The sequence below is a fragment of the Streptomyces sp. NBC_01408 genome, assembly GCF_026340255.1.
Classification (GTDB): domain Bacteria; phylum Actinomycetota; class Actinomycetes; order Streptomycetales; family Streptomycetaceae; genus Streptomyces.
Genome location: NZ_JAPEPJ010000001.1, coordinates 1,899,696 through 1,925,589, shown reverse-complemented (window position 1 = coordinate 1,925,589; position 25,894 = coordinate 1,899,696). Strand labels below are relative to the sequence as shown.

Genomic DNA, 25,894 nt, shown 5'->3' with positions numbered 1-25,894 from the left:
ACTCCCCATTCAGCAATTAGTCAAATTTGAGTAGCAGGCTGCGCCAAGGTAGTGCCCGGAATCGAGCTAGTCAAACTTGATTACGCGTACGGGTTCTCCTGGCCGTCCGCCAGGACGCCCAGGAAGGGATCCCCGCCCTCACCCGCGAAGGAGTAGGCGCCGCCCTCGATCCGGGCGATCAGCCCCCGGGTCCACTCCGCCTCCGCGTCCGCGGAGTGGACCCAGCGGTGCATGATCTCGCCGATGTGGCCCAGCTGCTCCGGACCGCCCTCCGGCGTGTAGTAGTCCGTCACCGACGAGCGCCAGCCCGCCAGCTTCGCCAGCCGCTCCCGCAGCAGCGCCAGCACCTCGGCCCGCGGCAGGTCGACCATGAAGCCGATCGCGGCCGACAGCAGGTCCGTCTTCTGGTCGTACGCGGCCAGGGCCTCGCGCAGCAGCCTGAAGTACTCCTCGCGGCCGGCGTCCGTCACCTCGTACTCGGTGCGCGGCGGTCCGCCCGCCGCGCTCGGCGCCACCTCGTGGGCATGCAGGACGCCCTGCTTCGCCATCTGCTTGAGCGCGTGGTAGATCGAGCCGGGCTTGGTGTTGGACCACTCGTGGGCGCCCCAGTACTCCAGGTCGTTGCGCACCTGGTACCCGTGCGCCCGCCCGTGCTGGCGGACCGCGCCGAGGACGAGAAGCCTGATCGCTGACATGCGGCCAGGCTAACGGCCGGGGTGCGGCTACCCCATGGCCCGGGTGCCGTCGATGGACTCGCGCAGGATGTCCGCGTGGCCGGCGTGCCGGGCGAACTCCTCCACCAGGTGCAGGAGCATCCAGCGCATCGAGACCTTGGTGTCCTGGGGGAACCAGGGGGCCGGGGGCAGCGGGAAGCCGTCGTCGAGGCTGGGGACGGCCGCGATGAAGGCCTCCGTCTCCTTCGCCACCCGGTCCCAGAAGGCCAGTACGTCCGGGACGGACTCGCCCTCGACCAGGTGGAAGGCCTCCCCCCAGGTCCCCTCGGCGCGCTGGCGCTCGTTGGGCTGCTGCTGGGCCATCCGCAGCCAGGACAGCTCGCACTCCGCCGCGTGCTTGAGCAGCCCGGACAGGGAGAGCTCGCTCGCGCTGGGGCGGCTCGCCGCCTGCTCCTCGGTCAGTCCCCGCGCGGCCTCGCGCAGCGCGGCGCGCTGGGACTCGACGAAGGAGAGGAGCGTGCCGCGCTCGTCACCGGGGACCTCTGTGGAAACTGCCATGACCGACCGCCTTCTTCGTGGGTTCTCGTCTCCTGCTGACAAGAACCACGCTACGGGCCATTGCGGCCAATACCTGTCCTAGATCCCCCTTCAGGGGGCGATGTTCTCCTCGTCCGGGCGAAGCGCCGGCAGTGCGGTGGCCGGCTTGGGCAGCAGGGCCTTGGCGAGGTCCTGCTTGCCCGTCGGGTCGAGCCCGTACATGGCCTCGTAGATCTTGCGCACCGCCGGTCCCGACGCTCCGGAGCCGGTGCCGCCCTGGGAGATCGTCATGACGATCGCGTAGTCCTCGGTGTAGGAGGCGAACCACGAGGTGGTCTGCTTGCCCTGGACCTCGGCGGTGCCGGTCTTGGCGTGCATGGGGATCTGCTTCTGCGGCCAGCCGCCGAAGCGCCAGGCGGCGCTGCCCGTGGTGGCGACCGCGGCCAGGGCCCCGTCGATGTCGTCGCGCAGTTCGGCGTCCATCGGCAGCTTGCCCTGCTCCTTCGGCGCGATCTCCTGGACCGAGTTGCCGTCGGCGCTGACGATCGCCTTGCCGATGCTGGGCCGGTGGAGGGTGCCGCCGTTGGCGATGGCCGCGTAGACGGAGGCCATCTGGATCGGCGTGACGAGCGTGTCGCCCTGCCCGATCGAGTAGTTGATGGCGTCGCCCTCGCGCATCTGGTTGCCCTGGCGGCAGTTCTCGTAGGCGATCTTCTCGGCGAAGCTGCCGTTCTTCTTGCCGTCACGGCACCAGGCGGCCTTGTTCGCCTCGAAGAAGTCCTGCTTCCACTGCCGGTCGGGGACCCGGCCGGGGACCTCGTTCGGCAGGTCGACGCCGGTCGGCTTGCCCAGGCCGAACTCGTGGGCGGTCTTGAGGAACCAGTCGTTCGGGTTCTTCTTGGGGTTGATGCCGCCGTCCTTCTTCCACTCCTGGTCGGCGAGGGCGTAGTAGACGGTGTCGCAGGACACCTCCAGGGCCCGGCCGATGGTGATGTCGCCGTAGCCCTGGGACTCGAAGTTGGTGAAGGTCTGGTTGCCGACCGAGTAGGAGCTGGGGCAGGGGTAACGGCGGTCGAACGGGTAACCGGCGTTGACCGCGGCGGTGGAGGAGACGACCTTGAAGACGGATCCCGGCGCCGCCTGGCCCTGGATCGCACGGTTCAGCAGCGGGTAGTTCGACTCCTTGTCGGTGAGGGCCGCGTAGTCCTTGCCGGAGATGCCGCCCACCCAGGCGTTCGGGTCGTACGTCGGGTTCGAGGCCATCGCCACGATGCGGCCCGTCTTGGCCTCCATGACCACGACGGCGCCCGAGTCCGCCTCGTAGTTCCTGCGGGTGTTGTTCTTGTCGAACGTGTTGCGGGCCTCGACCATCGCGTTGTTCAGCTCGCGCTCCGCGACCGCCTGCACGCGCGAGTCGATCGAGGTCACGATGTTCGAGCCGGGCTGCGTGGGGTCGCTCTGGGCCTGTCCGGTGACGCGTCCGAGGTTGTCCACCTCGTAGCGGGTGACGCCCGCCTTGCCGCGCAGTTCCTTGTCGTACGTCCGCTCCAGGCCGGAGCGGCCCACCTGGTCGGAACGCAGGTAGGGGGAGTCGGACTTCTTCGCCTTGGCGATCTCCTCGTCGGCGACCGGCGAGAGGTAGCCCAGCACCTGGGAGGTGTTGGCGGCGTCGGGCGCCGCGTAGCGCCGCAGGGCGGTCGGCTCGGCGGTGATGCCCGGGAAGTCGGCGGGGTGCTCGCGGATGTGCAGGGCCTGCTCGGTGGTGGCCTCGTCGCTGACGGGGATGGGCTGGTACGGGGATCCGTTCCAGCACGGCTGCGGGGTCTTGGCGTCGCAGAGCCGGACCTTGTCGACGACCTCCTGGGGGTCCATGCCCAGGACCTCGGCGAGGCGGGTGAGGACGGACTTGCCCTTGTCCTTCATCGTGAGCAGCTCGGTGCGGCTCGCGGAGACGACGAGGTGGGTGGCGTTGTCGGCGAGCGGAACCCCGCGCGCGTCCAGGATCGAGCCGCGCACCGCGGGCTGCACGACCTGCTGGACGTGGTTGTTCTTGGCCTCGTCCGTGTACTCCTGGCCATTGCGGATCTGTAGGTACCAGAGCCGGCCGCCGAGGGTGAGCAGCAGCGAGAAGACCACGATCTGGATGATGACGAGACGGTTCTGGACCCGAGGGGTCCGGCCGGTCTCCGGTATGTTGCTCAACTTGCTCTCCCCCGGGCGGCTGCGACGTACGCCCGCCCGAGTCTAGAACGGCCCGCGCCCGGAAAAGCGCGCGCACCTGGAACGTTCCCCCTGGACGAGTGAGTCCGCAGTGACGCCTAGTGCTGTGGCCGGAAAGGTTTGCCGGGTCGCGTCGTCCGGTGCGGTGCATCGCAAGGCGGAGGGCCGCGGCTCGTACTGGACGTACCGGCGCGGTCCGACAACGTGGCGAGGTGCCGTGCCGGGCGGCGCGACCCGGTGGACCTTTCCGGTCACAGCACTAGAAGGGGAAGCGGGTCCGGCCGTGCTGTACGGAGATCCACTTCTGTGTGGTGAAGGCCTCCACCGTGGCCTCGCCGTTCAGGCGGCCGAGGCCGGAGGCCTTCTCGCCGCCGAAGGCCGCGAGCGGCTCGTCCCCGATCGTGGAGTCGTTGACGTGGATCATCCCCGTCTCGATCCGCTGGGCGAAGCGGACGCCGCGCTCCACGTCCCGGGTGTGCACGGCCCCGCTGAGCCCGTAGGGGGTGGCGTTGGTCAGCCGAACGGCCTCGTCCTCGCCGTCGAAGACCACCAGCAGCGCCACCGGGCCGAAGATCTCCTGGCCGAGTAGCGGGGAGTCCTCCGGGAGCCCGGCCAGGACGGTCGGTTCGACGAGGTTGCCGCGCGTAGATCCCCGTACGAGCGCCTGCGCGCCCTCTTCCACGGCCCGGTCCACGAGCGCGGTCAGCGCGTCGGCCTGGAAGGAGTTGATCAGCGGGCCGATGTGGGTGCCCGCGTCGTGCGGGTCGCCGGTCTTCAGGGCCCGGACGCGCGCGGTGAACTTGGCGGTGAACTCCTCGGCGACCGAGGCGTCGACCAGGATCCGGTTGGCGGCCATGCAGACCTGGCCCTGGTAGACGAAGCGGCTGAAGACGGCCGCGTCCACCGCGTAGTCGAGGTCGGCGTCGTCGAGGACGACCAGTGCGCTGTTGCCGCTGAGTTCCAGGACGGTCCGCTTGAAGTGGCGGGCGGCGACCGCGCCCACGTGGCGGCCGACCCGGTCCGAGCCGGCGAAGGAGATGACCTTGGGGACCGGGTGGGTGAGGAGCGCGTCGCCGATCTCGGCTATGTCGGTGACCAGGACGTTCAGCAGTCCGGCGGGCAGTCCCGCGTCCTCGAAGATCTTGGCTATGACCCCGCCGCCGACGACCGGGGCGTTCTGGTTCGGCTTGATCACGACGGCGTTGCCCAGCGCGAGGGCCGGGCCGACCGACTTGAGGGTGACCAGGAAGGGGAAGTTGAAGGGGCTGATCACGGTGACCACGCCGACGGGCAGGCGCTGGACCCGGTTCTCCTTGCCCTCGACCGGCGAGGCCAGGATCCGGCCTTCGGGGCGGACCGCCAGCTGCATCGCCTCGCGGAGGAACTCCTTGGCGAGGTAGACCTCGTACTCGGCCTTGGGACGGGTCCCGCCGAGCTCGTCGATCATCGCCTCGATGATCTCCTTCTCGCGCTCCTCCGTGATGCGCAGGGCCCGCTCCAGGACCGCCCGTCTCGCGTACGGGCTGGTGGCGGCCCATTCGCGCTGCGCACGCTCGGCTCCGCGGTAGGCCTGGTCCACCTGCTCGACGGTGGCCACCGTGATGGCCGCGAGCTTCTCCCCGTTGTAGGGGTTGACGTCGATGATGTCCCACGAACCGGTGCCGGCCAGCCATTCGCCGTCGATGTACTGGTGAGCCAGGTCGGTGAATATGGACATGCCATCCCTTACTGCGAGCGCGCACCCTTGCGCTGCACCGGAGACCGATCGGTCGTCATGCACTGATCAGACGTCATACTACGTGCGAATCAAGACAGTTGGAGCAGTCCCCGCAGAAGATCCCTGGTCCGGTCGGGGTCGGGGCAGTCCTCCTGGAGCCGCTCCATCGCCCGGCCGTACTGCCCCACTTCCTCGTCCTTGTCCAGGTAGAGGGCGCTGGTGAGCTGTTCCAGATAGACGATGTCCTGGAGGTCCGACTCGGGGAAGCGCAGCAGGGTGAAGGCTCCGCTCTCGCCCGCGTGTCCGCCGAAGGAGAAGGGCATCACCTGGAGCTGCACGTTGGGCCGCTGCGAGACCTCGATGAGGTGCTCCAGCTGGCCGCGCATCACGTCGCGGTCGCCGTACGGGCGGCGCAGCGCGGCCTCGTCGAGGACCGCGTGGAAGACCGGGGCGCTCTCGGACACGAGGACCTTCTGGCGCTCCAGGCGCAGCGCGACCCGGCGGTCGATCTCGGCGGCGGTGGCGCCGGGCATGCCGCGGCGGACGACGGCTTGGGCGTAGGCCTCGGTCTGCAACAGGCCGTGGACGAACTGGACTTCATAGATCCGGATGAGTGAGGCGGCACCTTCCAGACCGATGTAGGTCTGGAACCATCCGGGCAGCACGTCTCCGTAACTGTGCCACCAGCCGGTCGCGTTGGCCTCGCGCACCAGCCCCAGCAGGGACTCGCGCTCGGAGGTGTCCGTGACCCCGTAGAGCGTGAGGAGGTCCTCGACGTCCCTGGCCTTGAAGCTCACCCTTCCCAACTCCAAGCGGCTGATCTTCGATTCGGATGCGCGGATCGAGTAGCCGGCCGCCTCACGGGTGATGCCGCGGGATTCTCGGAGTCGCCTGAGCTGAGAGCCCAGGAGGATGCGGCGCACCACAGAACCGCTGGCTTCTGCGGTCACTAGTACTGCCCTCCCCATCGCAATGGTGTGCGCGTCGCGGGGCCCCCGTACCCCAGAGGCCGCAGTCTGCCACCAAAACGCATCGGCCCGTACTCGTTCTGTAACGGAATCCCGCGTCCGGGAAAAGAAGTCCGTAAGTATGCGTAGGAAGAAATGAGCAAGAACCGTCACGGGAGTGGACACGTCCGGCGCGTGCACGTGCATCTGCCCTTGCATCCGGCTCCGCCATTCGGAACGATGGTGCCGCGCACCTGCGTGCTCTTCGCGCCGGCGCGGGACCCACCCCGCAGTTCTCTTTGGCCGGAGCCGCCGCTTCGTCCGCGAATCCCGGGAGTGCCTCGCATGGGGACGAATGGATCGACCATGCTCGAGCCGTTACGGCAGGGGCTTCCCCCGGTCGACCCCACGGCTGTCTCCGGGTCCGCCTCCTGCGCTCTGCCCGCCCGCTTCGAGGCGGTGCGGGGCGCCCGCTCTTTCTGCCGGTCGACGCTGGCCCAGTGGGGCCTCGACGACCGCTTCGACGATGTGGCCCTGGTCGTCTCCGAGCTCGTCACCAATGCGCTCCGCCATGCCCTGCCGGACGACGCGCGGGGTGCGGGCGGCGAGGCGGAGCCTCCGGTACGGCTGCACCTGATGCGGTGGAGCACCCGGCTGGTGTGCGCGGTGCGCGACCCCAGCGAGGACCGGCCGGGCGGGGCCTTCTCACCGGAGCGCACGGAGGAGAACTTCGACCTGGAGTCCGGGCGCGGGCTGTTCCTGGTCGACTCCTACAGCGACAGCTGGGGCTGGCACCCGCTCGCGGGACGGCTGACCGGCAAGGTGGTCTGGGCGCTGTTCCTGCTCCAGGACTGACAGCCGACCGACAACGACCGGAAACCGCGACACCGGCCGGGATTGATCCTTTCGATCGATCCCGGCCGGTGCACGTGCATGGCTTGATCCGATGCGCTGTTCCGTCAGGCCGTCACGTGTGCGGCCGGATGGTTCCGTCAGGCGATCAGGTGGTCGAACTCGCCGTCCTTGACGCCCAGCAGCAGGGCCTCTATCTCGGCCGGCGTGTAGACGAGCGCCGGACCGTCCGGGTGGCGCGAGTTGCGCACGGCGACATCGCCCCCCGGCAGTTTGGCGAACTCCACGCACGAACCTTGCGAGTTGCTGTGTCTGCTCTTCTGCCAGGTCAGCCCATACAAGGAAGCGAGTTCTGCAGCTGCCATCCCGTTGTACGCGTGGTCCACAGGAAGCCCCCGATAGTGCAGATGTCAACTGCACCGGATCATAGCTGTGTTCCTGAGCGCCTGCATGGGCAGATGCACGTGCACGCGGGGTGTCCCTCTGATCACGCTCAGGGGTGGAGGGCCTCGGAGACCTCGTCCAGGGCGTGCAGCAGCTGGTCCGCGGCCCCCCGCAGGACACCCGGATCGGGGGCGTCCCAGACCGCCAGCAGGGCCCTGACCTCGTCCCACTGCGGCACCCGGCGCTCGCGTACCGCCTTCGCGCCCGCCCCGGTGGCGCTGCGCAGCGCCCGGGCGAGCTCGAGGCGCGGGGCCGGGGCGGAGCCTCGGCTACCGCGGCAGCGGCCTTCTTCGGCCCCCCACGTGGGCGGCGTCGGCGGCGGCCGTGCCGTCCTCCCAGCCCGCGTGGTCGGTGGCGCCGCGCAGCCGGGTGGTCGTGGTCCGCGGGAACATCTCCTCCGCCCGGGAGGTGACCGCCACGTCGCGGGCCACCAGGGCGGGCAGGTTGTCCGGGGCCTCCGTGGCCGCGTGTTCGGCGGTCTCGGCGAGCCGGTGCCCGAGGCGGCTGGCGTAAGCCAGCAGGAAGGACTGCCTGAAGGTCTTCGTCCGCTTGCGCCCGCCCGAGCGCTGGGCCGCCTCCGCGCGGGTCATCGCCGCGGTGCCCTGGACGAGCAGCGAGGTGTACAGCAGCTCGACCGCCTCCAGGTCGCTCTCGAAGCCGACCACCGTGGAGAACTCGAACCCGCTGTTCCACACCGCCCGGCAGCGGTTGGCGGTGGCCACCGCGTCGAGCAGCACCGCCTTCGCCTCCTCGTACGGCGGCTCGACACCGATCCGGCAGGCCCCCGGCACCCGCGCCGGGCCGCCGCCGCGCACGGCCAGCAGGGCCTCGTCCACGGTGTGCCGGGCCATCAGCTCCTGGGCCTTGGCGCTGAGCGCCTCCGCCTCCTCCGGGAAGGTGGTCGCCTCGGCCTTCGCGAGGAGGGCGCGGATCCGGCCCAGCATGCGCGGCTCGATGTGGGCGTGCTCCAGCGCGTCGGCGGGGTCACCCGGAAGCGGGCCCACCGGTTCGATCGAGGGCAGCCGGATCAGCAGCCGGAACACCTCCAGGAAGGCGGTGGCCAGGGTGAACCGGTCCGTCCGTTCGCGCTGCGCGAGCTGGTCGGCGTACGCGGTGTCAGCGCCCCACCAGACCTCGGCGTCGGTCCACCGCTCCGGGAGCCGGGCGTAGCGGCGCCCCTCGGCCGCGATGAGGTCCCCGGTGATCCGCAGGTGCCGCTCGGCCCCGGAGCCTCCGGCCGCGGAGGCGCCGCCCAGGTCCCGGCGGACCAGCCGGAGCACGTCGGCCGGCTGCCAGCCCCGCTCCCAGCTCTGCCGCACGTACCCCTCCCCGCGCGCCAGCAGCTCCTGCCCCACCCCAGGCCACTGCCCGGGCTCGGCGACGAGCAGGGAGGCCCCGGTGTCCAGCCCGGTGTCGTCCTGGGCGTAGAGGGCGGCGGCGAAGGCTCGGTCGACGGTTTCGGCAAGGTCTTTCACACCCCTCAGCTTGGCATGTCCGCCTTCGCGTCCCATTCCGCGCGGGCGGCCTCGATATCCGGACGGTGGACGAGGGACCAGTCCGCGAGGGCCTTGACCAGGCGGGTCAGGCTGTGGCCGAGCTCGGTCAGCTCGTACTCGACCTGCGGGGGCACGGTCGGGTACACGGTCCGGGTGATCAGCCCGTCCCGCTCCAGGCGGCGGACGGTGAGGGTGAGCATCCGCTGGGAGATCCCGGCGACGGCGCGCTGGAGCTCCTTGAACCGGTGGGTCCCGGAGGCGAGCTGCACGACCACGAGGACCGACCACTTGTCGCCGATCCGGTCGAGGACGTCACGGATGCCGCAGTCGTCGTCGCAGCTCACCACCGGGTCCACTGAGGCGGACGGGGCGGACGGGGCGGACGCGACGGCCGGGGCGGTTATCCCGGTGTGCCCTACTGACATGGAAGTGCCTCCTTATGCACCGTGCGCCCGTCGCCCACGATGTCGGTACAGCCAACCAGGCCACCACAGGAAGGGCTTCCCATGCTCCTGATCACCGGCACCTCGGGCGCTCTCGGCTCGCTGATCGCGCGGCAGCTCGCCGACCGGCCGGACGTACGCCTCGGCACGCACGAGCCGGACGGGCCCGGGCAGGTCCGGGTGGACTTCGACGATCCGGAGTCCCTCGACTTCAGCGGGGTGGACACCCTGCTGCTGATCTCCGCCGGCTACGGGGAGGACGACCAGGTCATCGCCCGGCACGGGGCGGCGATCACCGCGGCCGAACGGGCCGGGGTCGGCCACGTCGTCTACACCAGCCTCTCGGCGGCCGGCGACCACCTTCCGTACGCGCTGCCGCACCGCTGGACCGAGCGCCGCCTGCGCGAGTCCTCCCTGACCTGGACCGTCCTGCGCAACGGCCTGTACGCGGAGCTGCTGGCGGCGCTGGCCCCGCCCGGGCCGGACGGGTTGATCACCGCCCCGCTGGGCGAGGGCCGGCTCGCCGCGGTGGCCCGGGAGGACCTGGCGGACGTGGCGGTACGGGTCGCCCTCGCGCCGGACGAGCACGCCGGGCAGGTCTACGAGCTGGTGGGCGACCGCCCCCTGGGCGGGGCGGAGCTGGCCGCGGCGACGGGGGCCCGGTACGCCCCGGGCACCCTGGCCGAGGCCCGCGCCGCGCTCTCCGGACCGGGCGCGGCCGCCTACCAGGTCCCGATGCTGGTCGCCACGTACTCGACGATCGCGGCGGACTTCCTCGCCACCCCGGACACCGGCACCCTCCGCACCCTCCTGGGCCACACCCCCCGCCCCGCCCTGGCCGCCTACAAAACCGCCCTCCCCGCCACCTTCAGCCCCGCCGGCGCTTGAGGCGCGGGGCCCGGGGCAGCGCCCCGGCAACGGCGCCGCACAGGCCCCCTCCCGCAGCACAGAACCCCGCACACCACCCCCACCCCAGCCCCGCCAAATCCAGCCCCGCCGGCGCTTGAGGCGCGGGGCCCGGGGCAGCGCCCCGGCAACGGCGCCGCACAGGCCCCCCCACCAGCCCGGCCCGGCCCAGCGGCCGCGGCGAGGCGACCTGTCAGACCCCGGTGGGACACTCGCACCCATGAGCGCCCGCACCCCCCACTGGGCCCTCGCCGAGGACGGCGACGGCCACTGGCACGCCGCGCCGGCGAACCCGGCGGACGGGGTCCGGACGACCGCCCGCGACCCGGCCGAGGCGGTGCGCGCCGCCCCCGCCGACGCCCGGTGGGTGTGGCGGTCCACCGCCGCCGTGTACCCGCGGCTGCTGGCCGCCGGGGTCCGGATCGAGCGGTGCCACGACGTGGAGGACGCCGAGCTCCTCCTCCTCGCCCACGAGGGCCGCTTCGGTGAGCCCCGGTCCGCCGCCGCCGCGTGGGCGCGGCTCACCGGGAGCCCCGTACCGGCCGATCCGCCGCAGCGGGCCGCCTCTCCCGGCACCCAGTCCTCGCTCTTCGACCCGCAGCCCGCCCCGCTCCCCCTGGACGCCCTGCTCGCGGTCCACGCCGACCAGCTGCGACGGCTGGAGGCCACCGCCCACCCCGACCGGATGCGCCTGCTCACCGCAGCCGAGTCCGCCGCGTTCCTGGTCGCCGCCGAGATGAACCGCGCGGGCCTGCCCTGGCGGGCCGACGTGCACCGGGCCCTGCTGACCGAGCTGCTCGGCGAGCGGTACGCCGGGGGCGGGGAGCCACGCCGGCTGGCCGAGCTCGCCGACCGGGTCTCGGCGGCGTTCGGGCGGCGGGTGCGGCCCGACCTGCCCGCCGATGTCGTCAAGGCCTTCGCCGGGGCGGGGATCAAGCTCAAGTCGACCCGCCGCTGGGAGATCCAAGAGCTCGACCACCCCGCGGTGGAGCCGCTGATCGAGTACAAGAAGCTGTACCGGATCTACACCGCGCACGGCTGGAGCTGGCTCTCCGACTGGGTCCACGACGGGCGTTTCCGCCCGGAGTTCATCCCCGGCGGCACCCTCACCGGCCGCTGGGTCACCAACGGCGGCGGGGCCCTGCAGATCCCCAAGGTGATCCGCCGGGCCGTCGTCGCCGACCCGGGCTGGCGGCTCGTCGTCGCCGACGCCGACCAGATGGAGCCGCGCGTACTCGCCGCCATCTCGCGGGACCCTGCGTTCATGGAGGTGGCCGGGCGGCCGGAGGACCTCTACACCGCCGTCTCCCGCCAGGGCTTCTCCGGCGACCGGGACAAGGCCAAGATCGCCGTCCTCGGCGCCGTCTACGGACAGACCTCCGGCGACGGCCTGAAGAACCTGGCCGCCCTGCGCCGCCGCTTCCCCCGCGCCGTGGCGTACGTGGACGAGGCGGCCAGGGCCGGGGAGGAGGGGCGGCTCGTACGGACCTGGCTGGGCCGTACCTGCCCGCCGCCGGTCCGGCCCGGCAGCGCCGACGAGGACACGGGCGAGGCCGGGATCCCGCAGGACCGGGACGAGGGCTGGACCCCGAGCTACGCCTCGACCGACACCAGGGCCCGCGGCCGGTTCACCCGTAACTTCGTCGTCCAGGGCAGCGCCGCCGACTGGGCCCTGCTCATGCTCGCGGCCCTGCGGCAGGCCACCGCCGGGATGCGGGCCGAGCTGGTCTTCTTCCAGCACGACGAGGTGATCGTGCACTGCCCGGCCGAGGAGGCCGAGGCCGTGGCCGAGGCGATCCGCGCCGCCGGTGACCGGGCCGGCCGGATCGCCTTCGGCGACACCCCGGTCCGGTTCCCGTTCACCACGGCGGTCGTGGAGTGCTACGCGGACGCCAAGTGAGCCCGTACCGCCTGGGCCCGCACCGCCTGGGCCCGCACCACGCGAACCCGTACCGCTCGGGCCGCACCACGTGAGCACGTGTCAGCGGCCCCAGTGGTCCTTCCACTTCGGGCTCAGCGCGAGCTCCTTCAGCTGCGCCACGGTCAGGACCGGCGCCGTACGCGTCGCCGGGCCGCCCCTCTCCATCGAGTTGTAGCCCGTCACCGTGATGCGTACGCCGTTGGACCGCAGGGTGTCCACGCGCCACATGACCACGCCCTTGCCGTCGGCGGGCTGCTGGGTCACCTTCGCCTTGACCCCGTTCGGCTCGGAGGTGGTCCCGGAGTCGAAGTCGCTGCTGGAGGGTTCGTTCGGGCCGTACTGCTGGATCCTCAGCTCGATCCGGGACCCGCCCTTGCCGTCGTCGAGGATGACGTGACCGTCGCCGCCCTCACCACCCGAGTCCGCGGTCGGGACCTCGTACTTGCGGACCATCACCTCCAGCGCGTCCTTGGCCACGATGTCGGGCCGCGACGGCGCGGGCTGGTTTTCCGTCGGGGCGGGAGGCAGGTCGTTCAGGGCCGGGCGCCACTTGTCGGAGGTGACGAGCGTCTTCATCTGGGCCATGGTCAGCGGCGGGTCGGTCCGGGAGACCTTCGCGCCCTTCTCGGCGGGCGCGTTCCACTCGGACGCGTCGACGAGGAAGCCCTGCGGGGTGGCCAGGGTGGCCCGCCAGGCCTTGGTGGGCTCCCGGCGATCGGGGTACTCGTAGCCCTGGAAGAGCAGCAGCCGGGAACCGTCCGCGAGCACCTCGTTCTTGCAGCTGTCGAACTGCACGTGCTTGGCGTCGGGGCACTTCGTCATCTCGGTGGCCATCTGCCCGGTGGGGTCGATCCGGGTGAGGCTGACTCCGATGGCCGCTTTGCCCTTGCCGTCGTCGAAGACCCCGCGGACCATCGGGCCCGGTTCGTCGCCGGTACCGCGCGCCTCGGTGTCCGTCAGCTGCCCGCCCGGCGTCAGCTCCTTGAGGACGGCGATCAGTTGCTTGTCGCTGACGGCACCGGTGCCGCCCCGGGACGCCGCGCCGCCGCCCTGCCCGGGCCCAGCGGTCGGCAGGCCGGTGGGCAGGCCGGACGGCGCCGCGACGTCGACCTGGCCGGGGCCGCCGAGGAGGCCGGCCGTCCAGGCGCCGGCCGAGCCGACCACGGCCAGGGCCAGTACCGATCCGCCGATCACGGAGGCCCGGCGGCGTGCCACCAGCCGCCGCCCGCGCCGTTCGCCGGCGTCCACGAGGGCGTGCCGGTCGGCCGTGAAACCGTCCCCCGCACGCCGGAGGGCTTCGCCGAGTTCATCTTCAAAGGGCATGGGGAACCAGACCTTCCGTTCATGGGTGGGGAGAGCCACCGGACAAGGCGGAACAAGCGGAAGCAGAAGGGAGAGGGCCTCAGATCTCCGCGAACGCGGCGAGGCTGCCGCCCAGTTGCTCCCGCAGCCGACCGAGCGCCCGCGAGGTACGCGTACGGACCGCCGCCGAGCTGACGTTCATCGCGTCGGCGGTCTCCTCGACGCTGCGGTCCTCCCAGTAGCGCAGCACGAGCACCGCCCGGTCCTTCGGCGCCAGTCGCCCCAGCGCCTCCAGCAGCGTCAGCCGCAGCACCGGATCCGCGCCGCCGGCCGCCGTGGCGCCCGAATCGGGGAACTCCCCGACCGGATGCTCCCCCGTCGACCGGCGGCGCTGGTGCGTGAGGAAGACCCGGACCAGCACCGTCTGCGCGTAGGCCGCCGGATTGTCGATGCGGGAGATCCGCCCCCAGAGCAGGTACATCCGCCCCAGGGTCTCCTGCACGAGGTCCTCCGCCAGGTGGGTGTCCCCGCTCGCCAGCAGACAGGCCGACCGGTACAGATGACCCGACCGGCCCGCGGCGAACTCCCGGAACCCATCTCTGCGACCCTGCCGCATCTACTCCCCCTCGCGTCCGTCTCACCCCATTGACGCGACGGCGGTACCGGAATGTTTCAGCCGTTCCGGAATCCGCTCGGCCCAACCCCTGGAAGGAGTCAGCCCAATTCGTGGAAGTACACGTGGAACCCCTCGCGGACGAATCCCTCCGCCTCGTACAGCCCCTGCGCGAGGTGGTTGTCGTACGCGGTCTCCAGCTGTACGCCGGCCACCCCGGCCTCCCGGGCCCGGCCCAGCACCTCGCGCAGCAGCGCCCGGCCCGCGCCGGTGCGGCGGCCCGACGGGTCCACGTACAGGTCGCCCAGGACCCAGACGGGCTGCATGGAGAGGGAGGAGAAGGTGCGGTAGACCTGCGCGAAGCCGACCGTGCCGGCCCCCGGGACGTCGGCGAGCAGGACGAGGGACTCGTCCTTCGCCATCCGCTCCGCCAGGAAGGCGCGCGGACGGTCCGGGTCCGGGGTGGGGGCCACCTCGTAGAAGTCGAGGTAGCCGCGGAACAGCGCGGCCGCCGTCGGGAGGTCCGCCTCCCCGGCGACGCGCACCACGACCCCGGAGCCGCCGGGTTCCGTGGTGTCCGCGCCCGCGTCCGCGCCCTGCTGTACCGCCTGACCGCTCATACGTCTCTCCTGGTGTCCGCTCATGTCCGCTCGTGTCCGTCCGCGCGCCGGGGACCATTGTGCGCGGAGGCGGAAGGACGGCGGGGAGAGGGGCTCAGTGGCTTCCGGTCACGGGCTGGGCGGGCAGCCTGAAGACGTTGTCCGGGGTCACGATCTTGGTGATCGCCTCACCGAACAGCGAACTGGGCTCGGAGCCCTCGTAGGCGATGTCGGTGTTGAGCAGCACCACCATCGTGGCCTGCGGCCCGGGCAGGTACACGGTCAGCGACTGGTAGCCGGGCAGCGAGCCGTTGTGCCCGATCCAGCCGTCGACGTCGAAGATGCCGAGGCCGTAGCCGGTGTCCGGCAGATCGCCGGCCGGGGTGGTCTTCAGCCGCTGGGCCTGGGTGGCCGGGGTCAGCAGTTCGCCCGTGGCGAGGACCTTCGCCCAGGTCCGCAGGTCGGCGAGGTCGGAGACCATCGCGCCGGCGGCCCAGCCCCAGGAGGGATTCCAGTCGGTGGCGTCCTCGGTCTTCCCGGTGGCGGTCTGGTTCGTGTAGCCGTGGGCGTGCGGACTGGGGAACTCCGCGCCGAAGGGGAAGACGGTGTGCCGCAGCCCGGCCGGTTCGACGACCTCCCGGCCGATGTACTCGGCGAGGGGGACGCCGCTGGCCTTCTCCACCACCAGGCCGAGCAGGATCAGGTTGGTGTTGCAGTACTCGAACTGCGCGCCGGGCGCGAAGTTCACCGGGTGCCCGAAGGAGTAGGCGAGCAGCTCCTGCGGGGTGAACTGGCGACGGGGGTCGCTGGTCAGGGCCTTGAAGAAGCCTTCGTCCTGGGAGTAGTTGAACAGCCCGCTCCGCATCCCGGCGAGCTCGCGCAGGGTGATCCTGTCGCCGTTGGGGACCCCGGCGACGTACTTCCCGATCGGGTCGTCCAGGCCCACCTTGCCCTCGTCGACCAGCTCCAGCATCGCGGTCACGGTGAAGGTCTTCGTCTCGCTGCCCATCCGCATGTACAGGCCGGGCTCCATGGCGGCGCCCGTCGCCTTGTCGGCGACCCCGAAGCTGCGCACGTACTCGCCCTTGCCGGGCGCCGACAGGGACACCATCACCCCGGGCACCTTCGCATCGGCCATGACCTTCCGCACGGCCTCGTCCAACTCCCGCGCCACGGCAGGCGTCAACTGCGCAAACTCCCCGTCCACAGGAGGCACCGCGCCGGCCGCACCGGCCACTGCGCCGACAGCACCGGATCCCGCGCCGGGCGCCACGACGGCCACACCGGGTACCCGCACCTCCTGCCCGGAAGCCCCCGCCGCAACCCCGAGCGGCACCATCACCAGCCCCGCGGCAGCCACCCCCACCGCCGCTCTGCGCAACCGTGTCGTCATGGCCGGCCTCCTGCCAGGTGGCGCCACTGCCGTAACCCCTCCAACGTATCCCCCACCCCCTCCCCCAGCGACCGCAGCCCCACGCCCCCAGAAGCACCCACGCCACCCGCACCGAGGACGTCGGCCTCCCCCACGGGGCTCGCGTGATGGACCTGGCTCAAGCGACTCGCTGTACTGTCTCGATTCCGCGGCACGCCCGATGTACCCGACAGCACTGCGGGGCATGTGCGTCGGAGCTTCCGACGCACATGCCCCGCAGTCCGCGATGTGACCAGTAGCGGTGGACCAGTACCGGTGGATCAGTAGCGGTAGTGGTCAGCCTTGTACGGGCCGGCCACGTCCACGTCGATGTAGTCCGCCTGCTCCTTGGTGAGCGTGGTCAGGTTCGCGCCGACCGCCGCCAGGTGCAGCCTGGCCACCTTCTCGTCCAGGTGCTTCGGCAGGATGTAGACCTCACGGCCGTACGTGCCGGGGTTGGCGTGCAGCTCGATCTGGGCGATCGTCTGGTTCGAGAACGAGGCTGACATCACGAAGCTGGGGTGCCCCGTGGCGTTGCCCAGGTTGAACAGGCGCCCCTCGCTGAGGATGAGCACCGCGTGACCGTCCGGGAACTTCCAGGAGTGGACCTGCGGCTTGATCTCGGTCCGCTCGATGCCGGGGACCTCCGCCAGGCCGGCCATGTCGATCTCGTTGTCGAAGTGACCGACGTTGCCCACGATGGCATGGTGCTTCATCCGGGCCAGGTCGGCGGCCATGATGATGTCCTTGTTGCCGGTCGTGGTGATGAAGATGTCGGCCTCGCCGACGACCTCGTCGAGGCGGACGACCTTGAGACCGTCCATGGCCGCCTGCAGCGCGCAGATCGGGTCGATCTCGGTCACCACGACGCGGGCACCCTGGCCGCGCAGCGACTCGGCCGCGCCCTTGCCGACGTCCCCGTAACCGAGGACGACCGCGAGCTTGCCGCCGATCATCACGTCGGTGCCGCGGTTGATGCCGTCGATCAGGGAGTGGCGGATGCCGTACTTGTTGTCGAACTTGCTCTTGGTGACCGAGTCGTTGACGTTGATGCCCGGGAAGAGCAGCACGCCGTCCTTGGCCAGCTTGTAGAGCCGACGGACACCGTTGGTGGTCTCCTCGGAGACGCCGATGATGGACTCCGCCATCCGGGTGTACTTGCCGGGCTGCTCGGCGACGGAGCGGCGCAGGGTCTCCAGGACGATCCCGTGCTCCTCCGAGTCCTGAGGACCGGCGGCAGGAACCGCGCCGGCGGCCTCGTACTCGACACCGAGGTGCACGAGCAGGGTGACGTCGCCGCCGTCGTCGACGATCGAGTCGGGGCCCGAGCCGTCCGGCCAGGTGAGCAGCTGCTCGGTGCACCACCAGTAGTCCTCGAGCGTCTCGCCCTTCCAGGCGAAGACCGCACAGCCCTGAGGGTTGTCCACGGTGCCGTTCGGGCCGACGACGACGGCCGCGGCCGCGTGGTCCTGGGTCGAGAAGATGTTGCAGGACACCCAGCGGACGTCCGCGCCCAGCGCCACCAGGGTCTCGATGAGCACCGCGGTCTGGATGGTCATGTGCAGCGAGCCGGCGATCTTCTTGCCGCGGAGCGGCTGCTGCTCGGCGTACTCACGGCGCAGGGCCATCAGGCCGGGCATCTCGTATTCGGCCAGCTCGATCTCCTTGCGGCCGAATGCGGCGAGTGCCAGATCGGCGACCTTGAAGTCGTGGACCGAGCCTGCGCTGTCTGCGATGCGTGAGCTACTCACGGGATCCCCTCTGAAAGCCAAATACGTCGTTGCTGCAATGGAGCGTATCGGCTCTCCCGCAACCAGGTACGGCGGCTGCGGGTACCTGGTCCCCACGCGCGAACGGCGGTCGACTTCCCGGGCCTTGGAGAATGCTCATCGCACTCGATCGCAATCGCCCAAAGCTGACTTCACCAGAGGGGACACAATACTACAGATACGGCGCAACGGGCGCGCTGCCCAGGGCTCCGCAGTCGGACCCAGGGCCCGGTGAATCCATTCCGTCCAACTCGCGTCTTGTGGACAGGGATTGCCGGAACGTCCCGGTATTTCCGGCGGCTCCACCGGGCCGAGGGGCTGTTCATCGTCCGGCGGCGATGAGTTCCGCTATCTGCACGGTGTTCAGCGCGGCACCCTTTCGGAGATTGTCATTGCTGATGAAGAGCACCAGCCCTCGTCCACCGTCGACACTCTGATCCTGACGGATCCGACCGACGAAGCTTGGATCCCGACCGGCCGACTGAAGTGGCGTGGGGATCTCGCTGAGTTCGACCCCAGGAGCCACGGCGAGCAGCGCGGTGGCTTCCTCGACCGTGATCGGCGCATCGAATTCGGCGTGCACGGAGAGCGAATGCCCGGTGAAGACAGGGACCCGCACGCAGGTGCCGGACACCTTCAGGTCGGGCACCCCGAGAATCTTCCGGCTTTCGTTGCGGAGCTTCTGCTCCTCGTCCGTCTCCAGGGAACCGTCGTCGACCAGCGAGCCCGCGAACGGCACCACGTTGAACGCGATCGTGCGCGGGAACATGACCGGCGCGGAGAACTCCACGGCCGTTCCGTCCATCGCGAGCTCGGTGCCCAGCCCGGCCGCCTGGACCGCCTGGCCGTCGAGCTCCCCGAGGCCGGCCACTCCTCCGCCCGAAACTGCCTGGTAGCTGCTCACCCGCAGCCGGACCAGACCGGCCAGGTCGTGCAGCGGCTTCAGCACGGGCATCGCCGCCATGGTGGTGCAGTTGGGGTTGGCGATGATTCCCTTGCGCGCCTCCTTGATCGCCTCCGGGTTCACCTCGGCGACCACCAGGGGCACTTCCGGGTCCAGTCGGAAGGCGGAGGAGTTGTCGATGACGATCGCGCCCGCTGCGGCGAACTTCGGCGCGAGTGCCCTCGATGTGGCGCCGCCGGCGGAGAAGATCGCGACGTCGAGGCCGCTCGGGTCGGCCGTCGCGGCGTCCTCGACGACCACCTCCTCCCCCTTCCAGAGGAGCACGCTGCCAGCCGAGCGGCTGGAGGCGAAGCAGCGGATCCCGGCCACCGGAAAGTCCCGCTCTTCGAGAATGTTCCGGATGACGGTACCGACCAACCCGGTCGCGCCGACGATACCGATCCGCAGACCGTTGCGGACTGCTGCCTCACTGGCAGGGGACATCCTGAACTCCTTCTGGTGTGGATTGGCTTCAGAAGCCGTTGCTCTATCGAGCAGACGCGGGTGTGGCAGCCAGCCGGGCGAGAGCGACCTCGTCCAGACCGTCAGCCATGAAATTGATGTCCCGAACGAGACTGTCGAGCGAGCTGCCGACGCCGGACCAGTGCTGCAGGCACTCGTCGTTACTCCGGCGGGTGGCGGCGCCGAACGACAGGTCGCCCATCTCCGCGAAGCGGATGGCGCCCCCCGGATCCCGGCAGGGCACCACCGCGGACCGGACGAACCGGCTTGCCGCGAAGGGCACGTCGAGCCGGCCCTGGTCGAAGGCCGCGCCGATCGCCCGGACCAGATCGGTCTGCTCCAGTATCGGATCGACCAACTCCTGCACCTCGCGCTCGATCCGCCCCATCTCGGCGGCCACCGCCTCCTCGTCGACCGGGAAGTCGGCGGCCCTGCTCATGCCCAGCCTGGTGAGGCGGATGCCCTCACTGTTCTCGGCCTCGGTGGGGATCCCCTTGGCCTCGGCCGGTGACTTGGTCACGACCTTCGCGACTCCGCCGAGGGCCGCGGTCAGCCCGCCGTACATGATCAGCTGGGCCGCCTGGCGGCGCTCCTGCGGGAACACCCCCATGAACTGGTGCAGCACGGTGTGGACCCGGACCCCGGACGGCCCCGGAGAGGTGTCGAGGTACCGGGCGGCCAAACGGTGGATGGAGCGCAGCGCCGCCAGGTCCTGCCACAGGTGGCCGCCCTGCGGGTAGGAGATCGATATGCAGCGCACCCCCTCAGCCGCCGCCAGCACCGCCTCCAGAAGCGTGGTGGCGATGCAGATGGACGGTGGCATCAGCACCGCGGTCAAGGTGCCGAACAGCTCCCGGTCGATCGGCAGACCGGCTGCGGTCACCTCGCCCGCCAAGCGGTCGACCTGCTGCCAGGTCCGCAGCGATTCGACGATCTCCACGTTCTTGGAATAGGGCACGTTGTACCCGATCCCACCCCCCTCGTAGGAGGTGAACCCGGAGGCGATGGCGGTCTCGAACAGCCGCCGCCCGTCGGGCGAACCATGGCGGACCTGGATCGGGGCCCGGACCGCCTCGTTGAGGTCCCGGCCCCGCTCCCAGCCGTGCGTCACCAGTGGGTACCCGTTGAGCCTGCTCGGATCGACGTCCAGTGCCCGGCGGACGCTGTCGAACTGGAGCAGCCGGGTGTGCGAGTCGATCGTGGTCGTCAGGATGTCCGGGGCGGCATGGTTCTCCAGACCGGTGAGCAGATCCCGCATGGCGGCGTGGCCACCCACTCCGCACCGGGGTTGCACGAGGGGCAGCCCGACCCGCTCAGCCTCGCTGAGCAGCTCCGCCACCGTGGGCTTGCCCAGGGAGGCGACATAACTGATGGACTCGCCCAGGTCGGGCAGTCGATCGAGTTTCAGCATGCCGCCCCGGCCGTCACCGTCGGGGTCGAGGACAGCAGTGAGCTGTGGGCCGAGCGCCGCTTGGAACCCCGGAACCGCTCGCCCTCCGCCGCCCCGGCACCGTGCGCCTCGGCGTGCAACCGCTGCACCTCGGCGTCGAGCTCGGCCAGCGGCAGCAGCCTGCGGTCGGTCCGGCCATCTGCCTCGACCACCGACACCAGGCCGAGCCCGACGAGCGGCTCGGTCTTGACCCCGAGCCGCTCCAGGGCGCCGGTGACGCCCACCTGCGAGCCGGTGAACACCAGCACGGTGTCCGCGCCGGACGGCACGGCAACCACGTCGAAGGCCTCCGCGGCGAGCGCGGCCAGCGCCGAGTCGAGCGCGGGCAGCCCCGGCTCGGCCCAGCCCTGGAGCCCGTCGAACCTGTGCAGCTGCGCACCGCGCTCGCCGACCACGGCGGTCCCGTGCGGACCGCCGCCGACGACCGTTCCGGTCGAGGCGGTCAGGGGCTCGCCGGAGCCCCTGCCGTCGAGCGCCCGGCACACGATCGTGACGCCATGCTCGCGACCGACCTCCACCGAACCGCGGTGCAGCACCTTGGCCCCACTGGCGGACATCTGGGCGCACTGCTCGTAGGTCAGCCGGGGCAGCAGCAGCGCGGACGGCACCACATAAGGGTCAGCGGTGTACACACCGGGCACATCGGAGAAGATCTCGCAGTGCTCGGCCCCCAGCGCCGCCGCCAGCGCGACGGCGGTGAGGTCGGAGCTGTTGCGGCCGAGCATGGTGATCCGGCCGTCGGCCCGGACTGCCTGGCCGCCGGCCACGACGACCACCTGGTGCCGGGCCAGCGCGTCGAGCAGGGGACGCGTGTCGATGGAACGGATCTTCGCGCGGGTGGCCCGGTCGTCGCTGAGGATGCCGATCTGGGACGCCCACAGGTCGAGGGCGGAGTAGCCCCCGGCCTGCAGGGCGGCACGCAGGAAGCCGGCGCTGACCATCTCGGCGGTCGCCAGGACCTGGTCCTGGACCTCGGGGTGCAGATCCGGGTCGATCGTCCGGGCCGCCTCCAGCAGCCGGCCGGTGGTTCCGGACATGCCGCTGACCACGGCGACCACCCGGTGCGTCTCGGACAGCCGCCCCAGGTAGTCGGCGACCTCGCGGTAGTCGCCCAGGTCCACGAACGAGGAGCCGCCGAACTTGACGACCAGCAGCGGCTTTTCGGACGAGGACGGGCAGGACGGCGGCGAGTCGGGCGACTCCCCCGTCCGGACGGCGCTCACCGGGGCCGTGCCCTCTGCTTCGGTGATCACTCCGCTGCCACCAGTGGGCCCTCGGCCCTGACGAGCTCCCAGGAGGACTCCTCCTCCTCGCTCAGGATCGTGAAGACCCGGTCGATCGCGACGCCCAGGCCCCACACATCGGTGTATGCAGGCCACTTCGGGTGGCCCGCGTCGATGTCCGCCTGGCGGGCGTACGACGCCCTGACCCACTCGAAGGTGGAGGGCTTGCGGTGGTGGAAGTCGTGCGCGGCCAGGTCGCCCGGCACGACCAGGATGCGAGACGGCAGGTGGTAGAAGGCCAGCCGAAGGGTCCATCGGCTCCAGGCTCCGACCGAGCGGACCACACCGATCCCCTGCTCCGGCAGCGCGTCGCCGTTGAACCGGCCCCAGGAGTGCGAGACGTGGAAGGCCCGGCCACCGAGGGTGTCGTCCTTGGCCTTGAACCAAGCGTGCTCGCTGAGGAACTCCAGCAGCGCAACGATCTGGTACAGCGGGATCATCGGCACGAGAACGGCGAGGGCGAAGGGCAGCCAGGCGCCCTGCCAGGTGACCAGACCGATCACGGCGCCGAGGTAGGCCAGCGACATGATCCGGCGGTACGTGGCCGAGCGCCACAGGTTCTGGGCGAGCCGGGTGGCCAGGAACTCCGCGTGGAACATCGGCGAGACCACGGTGAACGCCAGCCGGCGCCACAGCGCCGGCACCGTCATCCCCGGCCGGAACCCCAGCTTGAGCAGGTGCTGGATGGTCGGGTCCGCGATGGTCGCGAAGGTCTCCTTGCGGTGGTGCAGGTTGATGTGGTCCTCGTAGTACTGGTCCGCATCCTCCGTGCACACCAGGGTCGACAGGACCTGGGCGATCTCACGGTCGTACTTGATCTTCCCGGTGAACCGGGTGTGCATGCAGTGATGGGCGATCACCGTGGAGCAGATCCGTGCGGCCGAAACCGTCACGACCCAGCACAGCGGAAGCAGCAGCAGCGCGATCGTCGGACCACTGCTGACGATCCACCAGGCCGAGCCGATACCGACGGCCAGCCCCACCAGGTCGAGGATCACGTAGGTGACCACGTTGAGCTTGACCAGCGGCTTCTGGCCGGGCAGGGCCTTACCGGTGATCCAGGTCCACAGATGCTGGGTCCAGCGGGGAAAGCGTTGGAAGGATGCTCGGATCGCGGTCGACGCGTCCGGCTGGTCCACTTTGGAAGTGGATATGCGCTCGTCTATTTGGGTCATGACCTCACTCCTTCGGTATCCGCATCCTGGAACTTGGAGGGGAGCGGCCGCGCACACTCCTCGGCCACCTCGGCAACGGCGGCGCCGAAGATCTCCAGCGCCTCCTCCGCCTCGGTCCGGTCGAGATTGAGGGGCGGCAGGAACCGGACCACGCAGTCGTCGCGGCCGGCGAGTTCGAAGAGCAGACCGCGACGGAGCGCGGCCTTTCTGATCAGATCGGCCACCTCGGAGGCGGACCGGTCCGCGGTCGGTACCACCTCGACGCCCAGCATCAGACCCATCCCCCGGACGTCGCCGAGGAAGGGGAACCGGTGCTGCAGCTCCTGGAGCCCCTGGCGCAGCTGGGCACCGACCTCGCGGACGTTGTCCAGCAGGCCGTCCTCCGCGACGACGCGCATCAGCGCGGCCCCGGAGGCGAAGGCGAGCTGGTTGCCGCGGAAGGTACCGGTGTGCGCGCCGGCCTTCCAGCCGTCGAGACGCTCGTTGTAAACGATCACCGAGGCGGGGTGGCCCCCACCCACCGCCTTGGACGAGACCACCACATCGGGCTCGATCCCGTACTGCTCGAAGGCGTACCAGGTACCGGTCCGCCCGCAGCCGGACTGCACCTCGTCGATGACCAGCGGAATGTCCAGCCGCCGGGTGATCTCCCGGAGCTGCTGGACGAACTCCAGCCGGGCCGGCACCACGCCGCCCTCGCCCTGGACCAGTTCGAGGATCACGGCCGCCGGCCGGCGGACGCCGCCGTTGGGGTCGTCCAGGACATTGGCCAGGTACTGGGCGCAGTTGATCTCGCAGCTGTCCGGCTTCAGCGACAGCGGGCAGCGGAAGCAGGAGGAGTACGGGAAGAACGAGACGCCCGGCATCAGGTTGCCGAGGTGCTCCTTGGAGGACCTCAGCCCGGTGATCGCGATGGTGCTCTGGGTGCTTCCGTGGAACCCGCCGTGGAACGCGATGACGTCGGCGCGACCGGTGTACGTCTTGCAGAGCTTGATCGCTGCGTCGATGCCGTCGGCCCCGGTCGGCCCGCAAAAGTGCAGCTTGGAGCGGCTCCCCATGTCACCCGGCAGCAGGTCGAGCAGTCGCCGGGTGAACTCCTGCTTGACCTCGGTGGGGAAGTCCAGGGAGTGGGTGGCGATGTCGAGTTGCCGATGGGCGGCGGCCAGCAGCTCCGGGTGGCTGTGCCCGAGGGCGAGCACGCCCGCTCCGGAGAGGAAGTCCAGGAACCGGTTGCCGTCCAGGTCCTCGACGTAGGAGCCCCGGCCGCCGGACAGGGCGATCGGAACGTTGCGCGGATAGGTGCGGGCCGACGACTCGTTGGTGGCCTGCTCGTCCAGCAGTAGGCGCGAGCGCGGACCCGGCAGCTCGGTCCGCACCAGGACGCCGGTTTGCGCGGTGGTGCTCACTGGTCGCCCTCGCCGTTCTGCGGCTCGGTACCCGCCAGCAGCTTGGCAGCACCGTGCGCGATGGTCTCGGCCCGCAGCGACAGCAGGCTGAACGAACCCGCGTCGGAGATGCCGTGCGAGGACTCGTTGAGGTTGTAGATGAACAGCGGCGGGATCGCCCGGCCGTCCTTCGCCGAGACCAGGTAACCGTGGCCGACGGCCACCGCACCGCGCTCGGTGTGCTCCAGCTGGTCGGCGATCCCTGACAGGATCGGCGGATGCGGCTCCTGGGCGGGGCCCGAACCGAAGTTGCGGAAGCCGGTGGCCAGCACGACGAGGTCGAACCGCTCCTGCTCGGTCTGCCCGAAGTGCCGCTCCCGAACCGTGAGTTCGACGCCCTCGGAGTCGGCCGTGACCGCGTCGACCACGGAGTTGTTGCGGACGAACACCTTCTGGGCGCCGTCCAGACGCTGCTCGTAGATCTTCAGGTACAGCTCACGCAGCACGTCCATGTCGGCGGCCGAGTAGTTGGTGAACCGGAGCTCGGCGTCCAGCTCGTCCTTGCTCTGCTGCGAGGCGTGGAAGTAGTAGTCGACGAACTCGGGCATGATGCTCGCCTCGCTGAACGGCGAGGTGTCCTTCAGCCGGTGAGCGAATCCGCGGCTCAGGTTCACCACCTCGGCGTCCGGGAAGCGGTGGGCGAGGTCGAGGGTGAGTTCGATGGCGCTCTGACTCCCGCCGACCACGGCGACCCGGCCGGCGCGCAGCTGATCGGCATTGCGCTCCACCGTGCTCTTGTACCGGGTCAGGTGGATCACGCGGTCTGACTCGACCTGGTCGAACGGCGCGGGGACGAACGGCGTACGGCCGTTGGCGACCACCACCGCGCGGGCCAGGTGGACCTCGCCGGAGGCCACGCGCACGCGGTAGCCCTCGGTCCCGTCGGGCAGAACGGTGAACTCCACGTCCGACACCGGCGAGGATGTCCGCACCTGATCGGCGAAGTGCGAAGCGACCCAGGTGATGTATTGGTTGTATTCCTTGCGGAGCGGGAATTCGAGCCCTAGGTTGAGGTACTCCAGCAGTCGTCCCTGCTCGAACAGGAAGTTCAGGAAGGTGTAACGGCTGCGCGGATTCCGCGGCGTGACCAGGTCCCGGACGGGGTTGTTCTGGATGTCCGAACCGGACAGCAGCATCTCGGGCTGCCACACCACCGTGTCGCGGGCCTCCAGGAAAAGAGGGCGGACCTCGGGGTGCAGCTCCTCCATGGCCACGGCCAGCGAGATGTTGGCGGGGCCGAAGCCCACGCCGATCAGGTCGAATACCTGGTCGTCAGTCATATTAT

The 25,894-nt window shown here is 70.6% G+C and carries 23 protein-coding genes; 3 read left to right on the top strand and 20 right to left on the bottom strand.

Annotated elements, in window-relative coordinates; genetic code table 11:
• Positions 1 to 80: 80 nt before the first annotated feature.
• From OG447_RS09035 to OG447_RS09015, 5 genes are all read right to left on the bottom strand, one after another.
• Positions 81 to 695: a PadR family transcriptional regulator gene (locus OG447_RS09035; protein ID WP_266935955.1), complete on the bottom strand. Its 615-nt coding sequence runs from the start codon at positions 693 to 695 to the stop codon at positions 81 to 83.
• 27 nt (positions 696 to 722) lie between these two features.
• On the bottom strand, positions 723 to 1,232 hold the full coding sequence (locus OG447_RS09030) for a DinB family protein (RefSeq protein WP_266935954.1): 510 nt from the start codon (positions 1,230 to 1,232) through the stop codon (positions 723 to 725).
• 90 nt (positions 1,233 to 1,322) lie between these two features.
• The gene (gene mrdA / locus OG447_RS09025; protein WP_266935953.1) at positions 1,323 to 3,413 is read right to left on the bottom strand and encodes a penicillin-binding protein 2; all 2,091 of its coding nucleotides are present in this window, start codon (positions 3,411 to 3,413) and stop codon (positions 1,323 to 1,325) included.
• Positions 3,414 to 3,690: 277 nt separating this feature from the next.
• Positions 3,691 to 5,148 carry an aldehyde dehydrogenase family protein gene (locus OG447_RS09020; RefSeq protein WP_266935952.1) on the bottom strand — a complete coding sequence of 486 codons (1,458 nt, stop codon included), beginning with the start codon at positions 5,146 to 5,148 and terminating at the stop codon, positions 3,691 to 3,693.
• A gap of 89 nt (positions 5,149 to 5,237) precedes the next feature.
• A complete protein-coding gene (locus OG447_RS09015; protein WP_266935951.1) occupies positions 5,238 to 6,116 on the bottom strand; it encodes a helix-turn-helix transcriptional regulator in 879 nt (292 codons plus the stop codon).
• Positions 6,117 to 6,440: 324 nt separating this feature from the next.
• On the opposite strand from OG447_RS09015, the gene OG447_RS09010 reads away from it, so the two are divergent.
• The gene (locus OG447_RS09010) at positions 6,441 to 6,950 is read left to right on the top strand and encodes an ATP-binding protein (RefSeq protein WP_266935950.1); all 510 of its coding nucleotides are present in this window, start codon (positions 6,441 to 6,443) and stop codon (positions 6,948 to 6,950) included.
• Between the two features lie 137 nt (positions 6,951 to 7,087).
• Here OG447_RS09010 and OG447_RS09005 read toward each other — a convergent pair whose 3' ends face one another.
• The 4 genes from OG447_RS09005 to OG447_RS08990 form a co-directional block, all read right to left on the bottom strand.
• Complete coding sequence (locus OG447_RS09005; RefSeq protein WP_125640303.1) at positions 7,088 to 7,333, bottom strand: DUF397 domain-containing protein; 246 nt, start codon at positions 7,331 to 7,333, stop codon at positions 7,088 to 7,090.
• Between the two features lie 107 nt (positions 7,334 to 7,440).
• Complete coding sequence (locus OG447_RS09000) at positions 7,441 to 7,569, bottom strand: hypothetical protein (protein WP_266935949.1); 129 nt, start codon at positions 7,567 to 7,569, stop codon at positions 7,441 to 7,443.
• A gap of 91 nt (positions 7,570 to 7,660) precedes the next feature.
• Positions 7,661 to 8,902, bottom strand: a complete 1,242-nt coding sequence (locus OG447_RS08995; protein WP_266935948.1) for a DUF2786 domain-containing protein — start codon at positions 8,900 to 8,902, stop codon at positions 7,661 to 7,663.
• On the bottom strand, positions 8,872 to 9,312 hold the full coding sequence (locus tag OG447_RS08990) for a helix-turn-helix domain-containing protein (protein WP_266935947.1): 441 nt from the start codon (positions 9,310 to 9,312) through the stop codon (positions 8,872 to 8,874). Before OG447_RS08990 ends, OG447_RS08995 begins: the two co-directional genes overlap by 31 nt.
• 81 nt (positions 9,313 to 9,393) lie before the next feature.
• Here OG447_RS08990 and OG447_RS08985 point away from each other — a divergent pair, with 81 nt between their 5' ends.
• Complete coding sequence (locus OG447_RS08985) at positions 9,394 to 10,218, top strand: NAD(P)H-binding protein (RefSeq protein WP_266935946.1); 825 nt, start codon at positions 9,394 to 9,396, stop codon at positions 10,216 to 10,218.
• Between the two features lie 238 nt (positions 10,219 to 10,456).
• A complete protein-coding gene (locus OG447_RS08980) occupies positions 10,457 to 12,136 on the top strand; it encodes a bifunctional 3'-5' exonuclease/DNA polymerase (protein WP_266935945.1) in 1,680 nt (559 codons plus the stop codon).
• A gap of 81 nt (positions 12,137 to 12,217) precedes the next feature.
• Here the strand turns inward: OG447_RS08980 and OG447_RS08975 are convergent, their stop codons facing one another.
• The 11 genes from OG447_RS08975 to OG447_RS08925 all read right to left on the bottom strand — a co-directional run bounded on the left by OG447_RS08975 (position 12,218) and on the right by OG447_RS08925 (position 25,889).
• Positions 12,218 to 13,480 carry a hypothetical protein gene (locus tag OG447_RS08975; protein WP_266935944.1) on the bottom strand — a complete coding sequence of 421 codons (1,263 nt, stop codon included), beginning with the start codon at positions 13,478 to 13,480 and terminating at the stop codon, positions 12,218 to 12,220.
• Positions 13,481 to 13,559: 79 nt separating this feature from the next.
• Positions 13,560 to 14,075: a SigE family RNA polymerase sigma factor gene (locus OG447_RS08970; protein ID WP_266935943.1), complete on the bottom strand. Its 516-nt coding sequence runs from the start codon at positions 14,073 to 14,075 to the stop codon at positions 13,560 to 13,562.
• 98 nt (positions 14,076 to 14,173) lie between these two features.
• Positions 14,174 to 14,692, bottom strand: a complete 519-nt coding sequence (locus OG447_RS08965) for a GNAT family N-acetyltransferase (RefSeq protein ID WP_266935942.1) — start codon at positions 14,690 to 14,692, stop codon at positions 14,174 to 14,176.
• A 94-nt stretch (positions 14,693 to 14,786) separates the two neighbouring features.
• Positions 14,787 to 16,064 (bottom strand): serine hydrolase, encoded by a 1,278-nt coding sequence (locus OG447_RS08960; protein WP_266935941.1) that lies wholly within the window; start codon positions 16,062 to 16,064, stop codon positions 14,787 to 14,789.
• A 299-nt stretch (positions 16,065 to 16,363) separates the two neighbouring features.
• Entirely contained in the window at positions 16,364 to 17,833 is a 1,470-nt protein-coding gene (ahcY, locus tag OG447_RS08955) for an adenosylhomocysteinase (RefSeq protein ID WP_266935940.1), read from the bottom strand.
• 340 nt (positions 17,834 to 18,173) lie between these two features.
• Entirely contained in the window at positions 18,174 to 19,202 is a 1,029-nt protein-coding gene (locus OG447_RS08950; protein ID WP_266938809.1) for an aspartate-semialdehyde dehydrogenase, read from the bottom strand.
• Between the two features lie 79 nt (positions 19,203 to 19,281).
• Positions 19,282 to 20,667 carry a methylaspartate mutase gene (locus OG447_RS08945; protein WP_266935939.1) on the bottom strand — a complete coding sequence of 462 codons (1,386 nt, stop codon included), beginning with the start codon at positions 20,665 to 20,667 and terminating at the stop codon, positions 19,282 to 19,284.
• Positions 20,661 to 21,959: a hypothetical protein gene (locus tag OG447_RS08940; protein ID WP_266935938.1), complete on the bottom strand. Its 1,299-nt coding sequence runs from the start codon at positions 21,957 to 21,959 to the stop codon at positions 20,661 to 20,663. Before OG447_RS08940 ends, OG447_RS08945 begins: the two co-directional genes overlap by 7 nt.
• Positions 21,956 to 23,164: a fatty acid desaturase gene (locus OG447_RS08935; RefSeq protein WP_266935937.1), complete on the bottom strand. Its 1,209-nt coding sequence runs from the start codon at positions 23,162 to 23,164 to the stop codon at positions 21,956 to 21,958. The genes OG447_RS08940 and OG447_RS08935 overlap by 4 nt, the downstream gene beginning before the upstream one ends.
• Positions 23,161 to 24,570, bottom strand: a complete 1,410-nt coding sequence (locus OG447_RS08930; protein WP_266935936.1) for an aspartate aminotransferase family protein — start codon at positions 24,568 to 24,570, stop codon at positions 23,161 to 23,163. Before OG447_RS08930 ends, OG447_RS08935 begins: the two co-directional genes overlap by 4 nt.
• On the bottom strand, positions 24,567 to 25,889 hold the full coding sequence (locus OG447_RS08925; protein WP_266935935.1) for a SidA/IucD/PvdA family monooxygenase: 1,323 nt from the start codon (positions 25,887 to 25,889) through the stop codon (positions 24,567 to 24,569). The genes OG447_RS08930 and OG447_RS08925 overlap by 4 nt, the downstream gene beginning before the upstream one ends.
• Positions 25,890 to 25,894: the final 5 nt, after the last annotated feature.

Bases quoted from the DNA above. Each gene is read 5' to 3' on its own strand.
- OG447_RS08935 (WP_266935937.1), bottom strand. From the start codon at position 23,164: ATGACCCAAATAGACGAGCGCATATCCACTTCCAAAGTGGACCAGCCG.
- OG447_RS08965 (WP_266935942.1), bottom strand. From the start codon at position 14,692: ATGAGCGGTCAGGCGGTACAGCAGGGCGCGGACGCGGGCGCGGACACC.
- OG447_RS08975 (WP_266935944.1), bottom strand. From the start codon at position 13,480: ATGCCCTTTGAAGATGAACTCGGCGAAGCCCTCCGGCGTGCGGGGGAC.
- OG447_RS08970 (WP_266935943.1), bottom strand. From the start codon at position 14,075: ATGCGGCAGGGTCGCAGAGATGGGTTCCGGGAGTTCGCCGCGGGCCGG.
- OG447_RS08995 (WP_266935948.1), bottom strand. From the start codon at position 8,902: ATGGGACGCGAAGGCGGACATGCCAAGCTGAGGGGTGTGAAAGACCTT.
- OG447_RS08945 (WP_266935939.1), bottom strand. From the start codon at position 20,667: ATGCTGAAACTCGATCGACTGCCCGACCTGGGCGAGTCCATCAGTTAT.
- OG447_RS09010 (WP_266935950.1), top strand. From the start codon at position 6,441: ATGGGGACGAATGGATCGACCATGCTCGAGCCGTTACGGCAGGGGCTT.
- OG447_RS09015 (WP_266935951.1), bottom strand. From the start codon at position 6,116: ATGGGGAGGGCAGTACTAGTGACCGCAGAAGCCAGCGGTTCTGTGGTG.
- OG447_RS08990 (WP_266935947.1), bottom strand. From the start codon at position 9,312: ATGTCAGTAGGGCACACCGGGATAACCGCCCCGGCCGTCGCGTCCGCC.
- OG447_RS08960 (WP_266935941.1), bottom strand. From the start codon at position 16,064: ATGACGACACGGTTGCGCAGAGCGGCGGTGGGGGTGGCTGCCGCGGGG.
- OG447_RS09030 (WP_266935954.1), bottom strand. From the start codon at position 1,232: ATGGCAGTTTCCACAGAGGTCCCCGGTGACGAGCGCGGCACGCTCCTC.
- OG447_RS08985 (WP_266935946.1), top strand. From the start codon at position 9,394: ATGCTCCTGATCACCGGCACCTCGGGCGCTCTCGGCTCGCTGATCGCG.
- OG447_RS09035 (WP_266935955.1), bottom strand. From the start codon at position 695: ATGTCAGCGATCAGGCTTCTCGTCCTCGGCGCGGTCCGCCAGCACGGG.
- OG447_RS09020 (WP_266935952.1), bottom strand. From the start codon at position 5,148: ATGTCCATATTCACCGACCTGGCTCACCAGTACATCGACGGCGAATGG.
- OG447_RS08925 (WP_266935935.1), bottom strand. From the start codon at position 25,889: ATGACTGACGACCAGGTATTCGACCTGATCGGCGTGGGCTTCGGCCCC.
- OG447_RS08980 (WP_266935945.1), top strand. From the start codon at position 10,457: ATGAGCGCCCGCACCCCCCACTGGGCCCTCGCCGAGGACGGCGACGGC.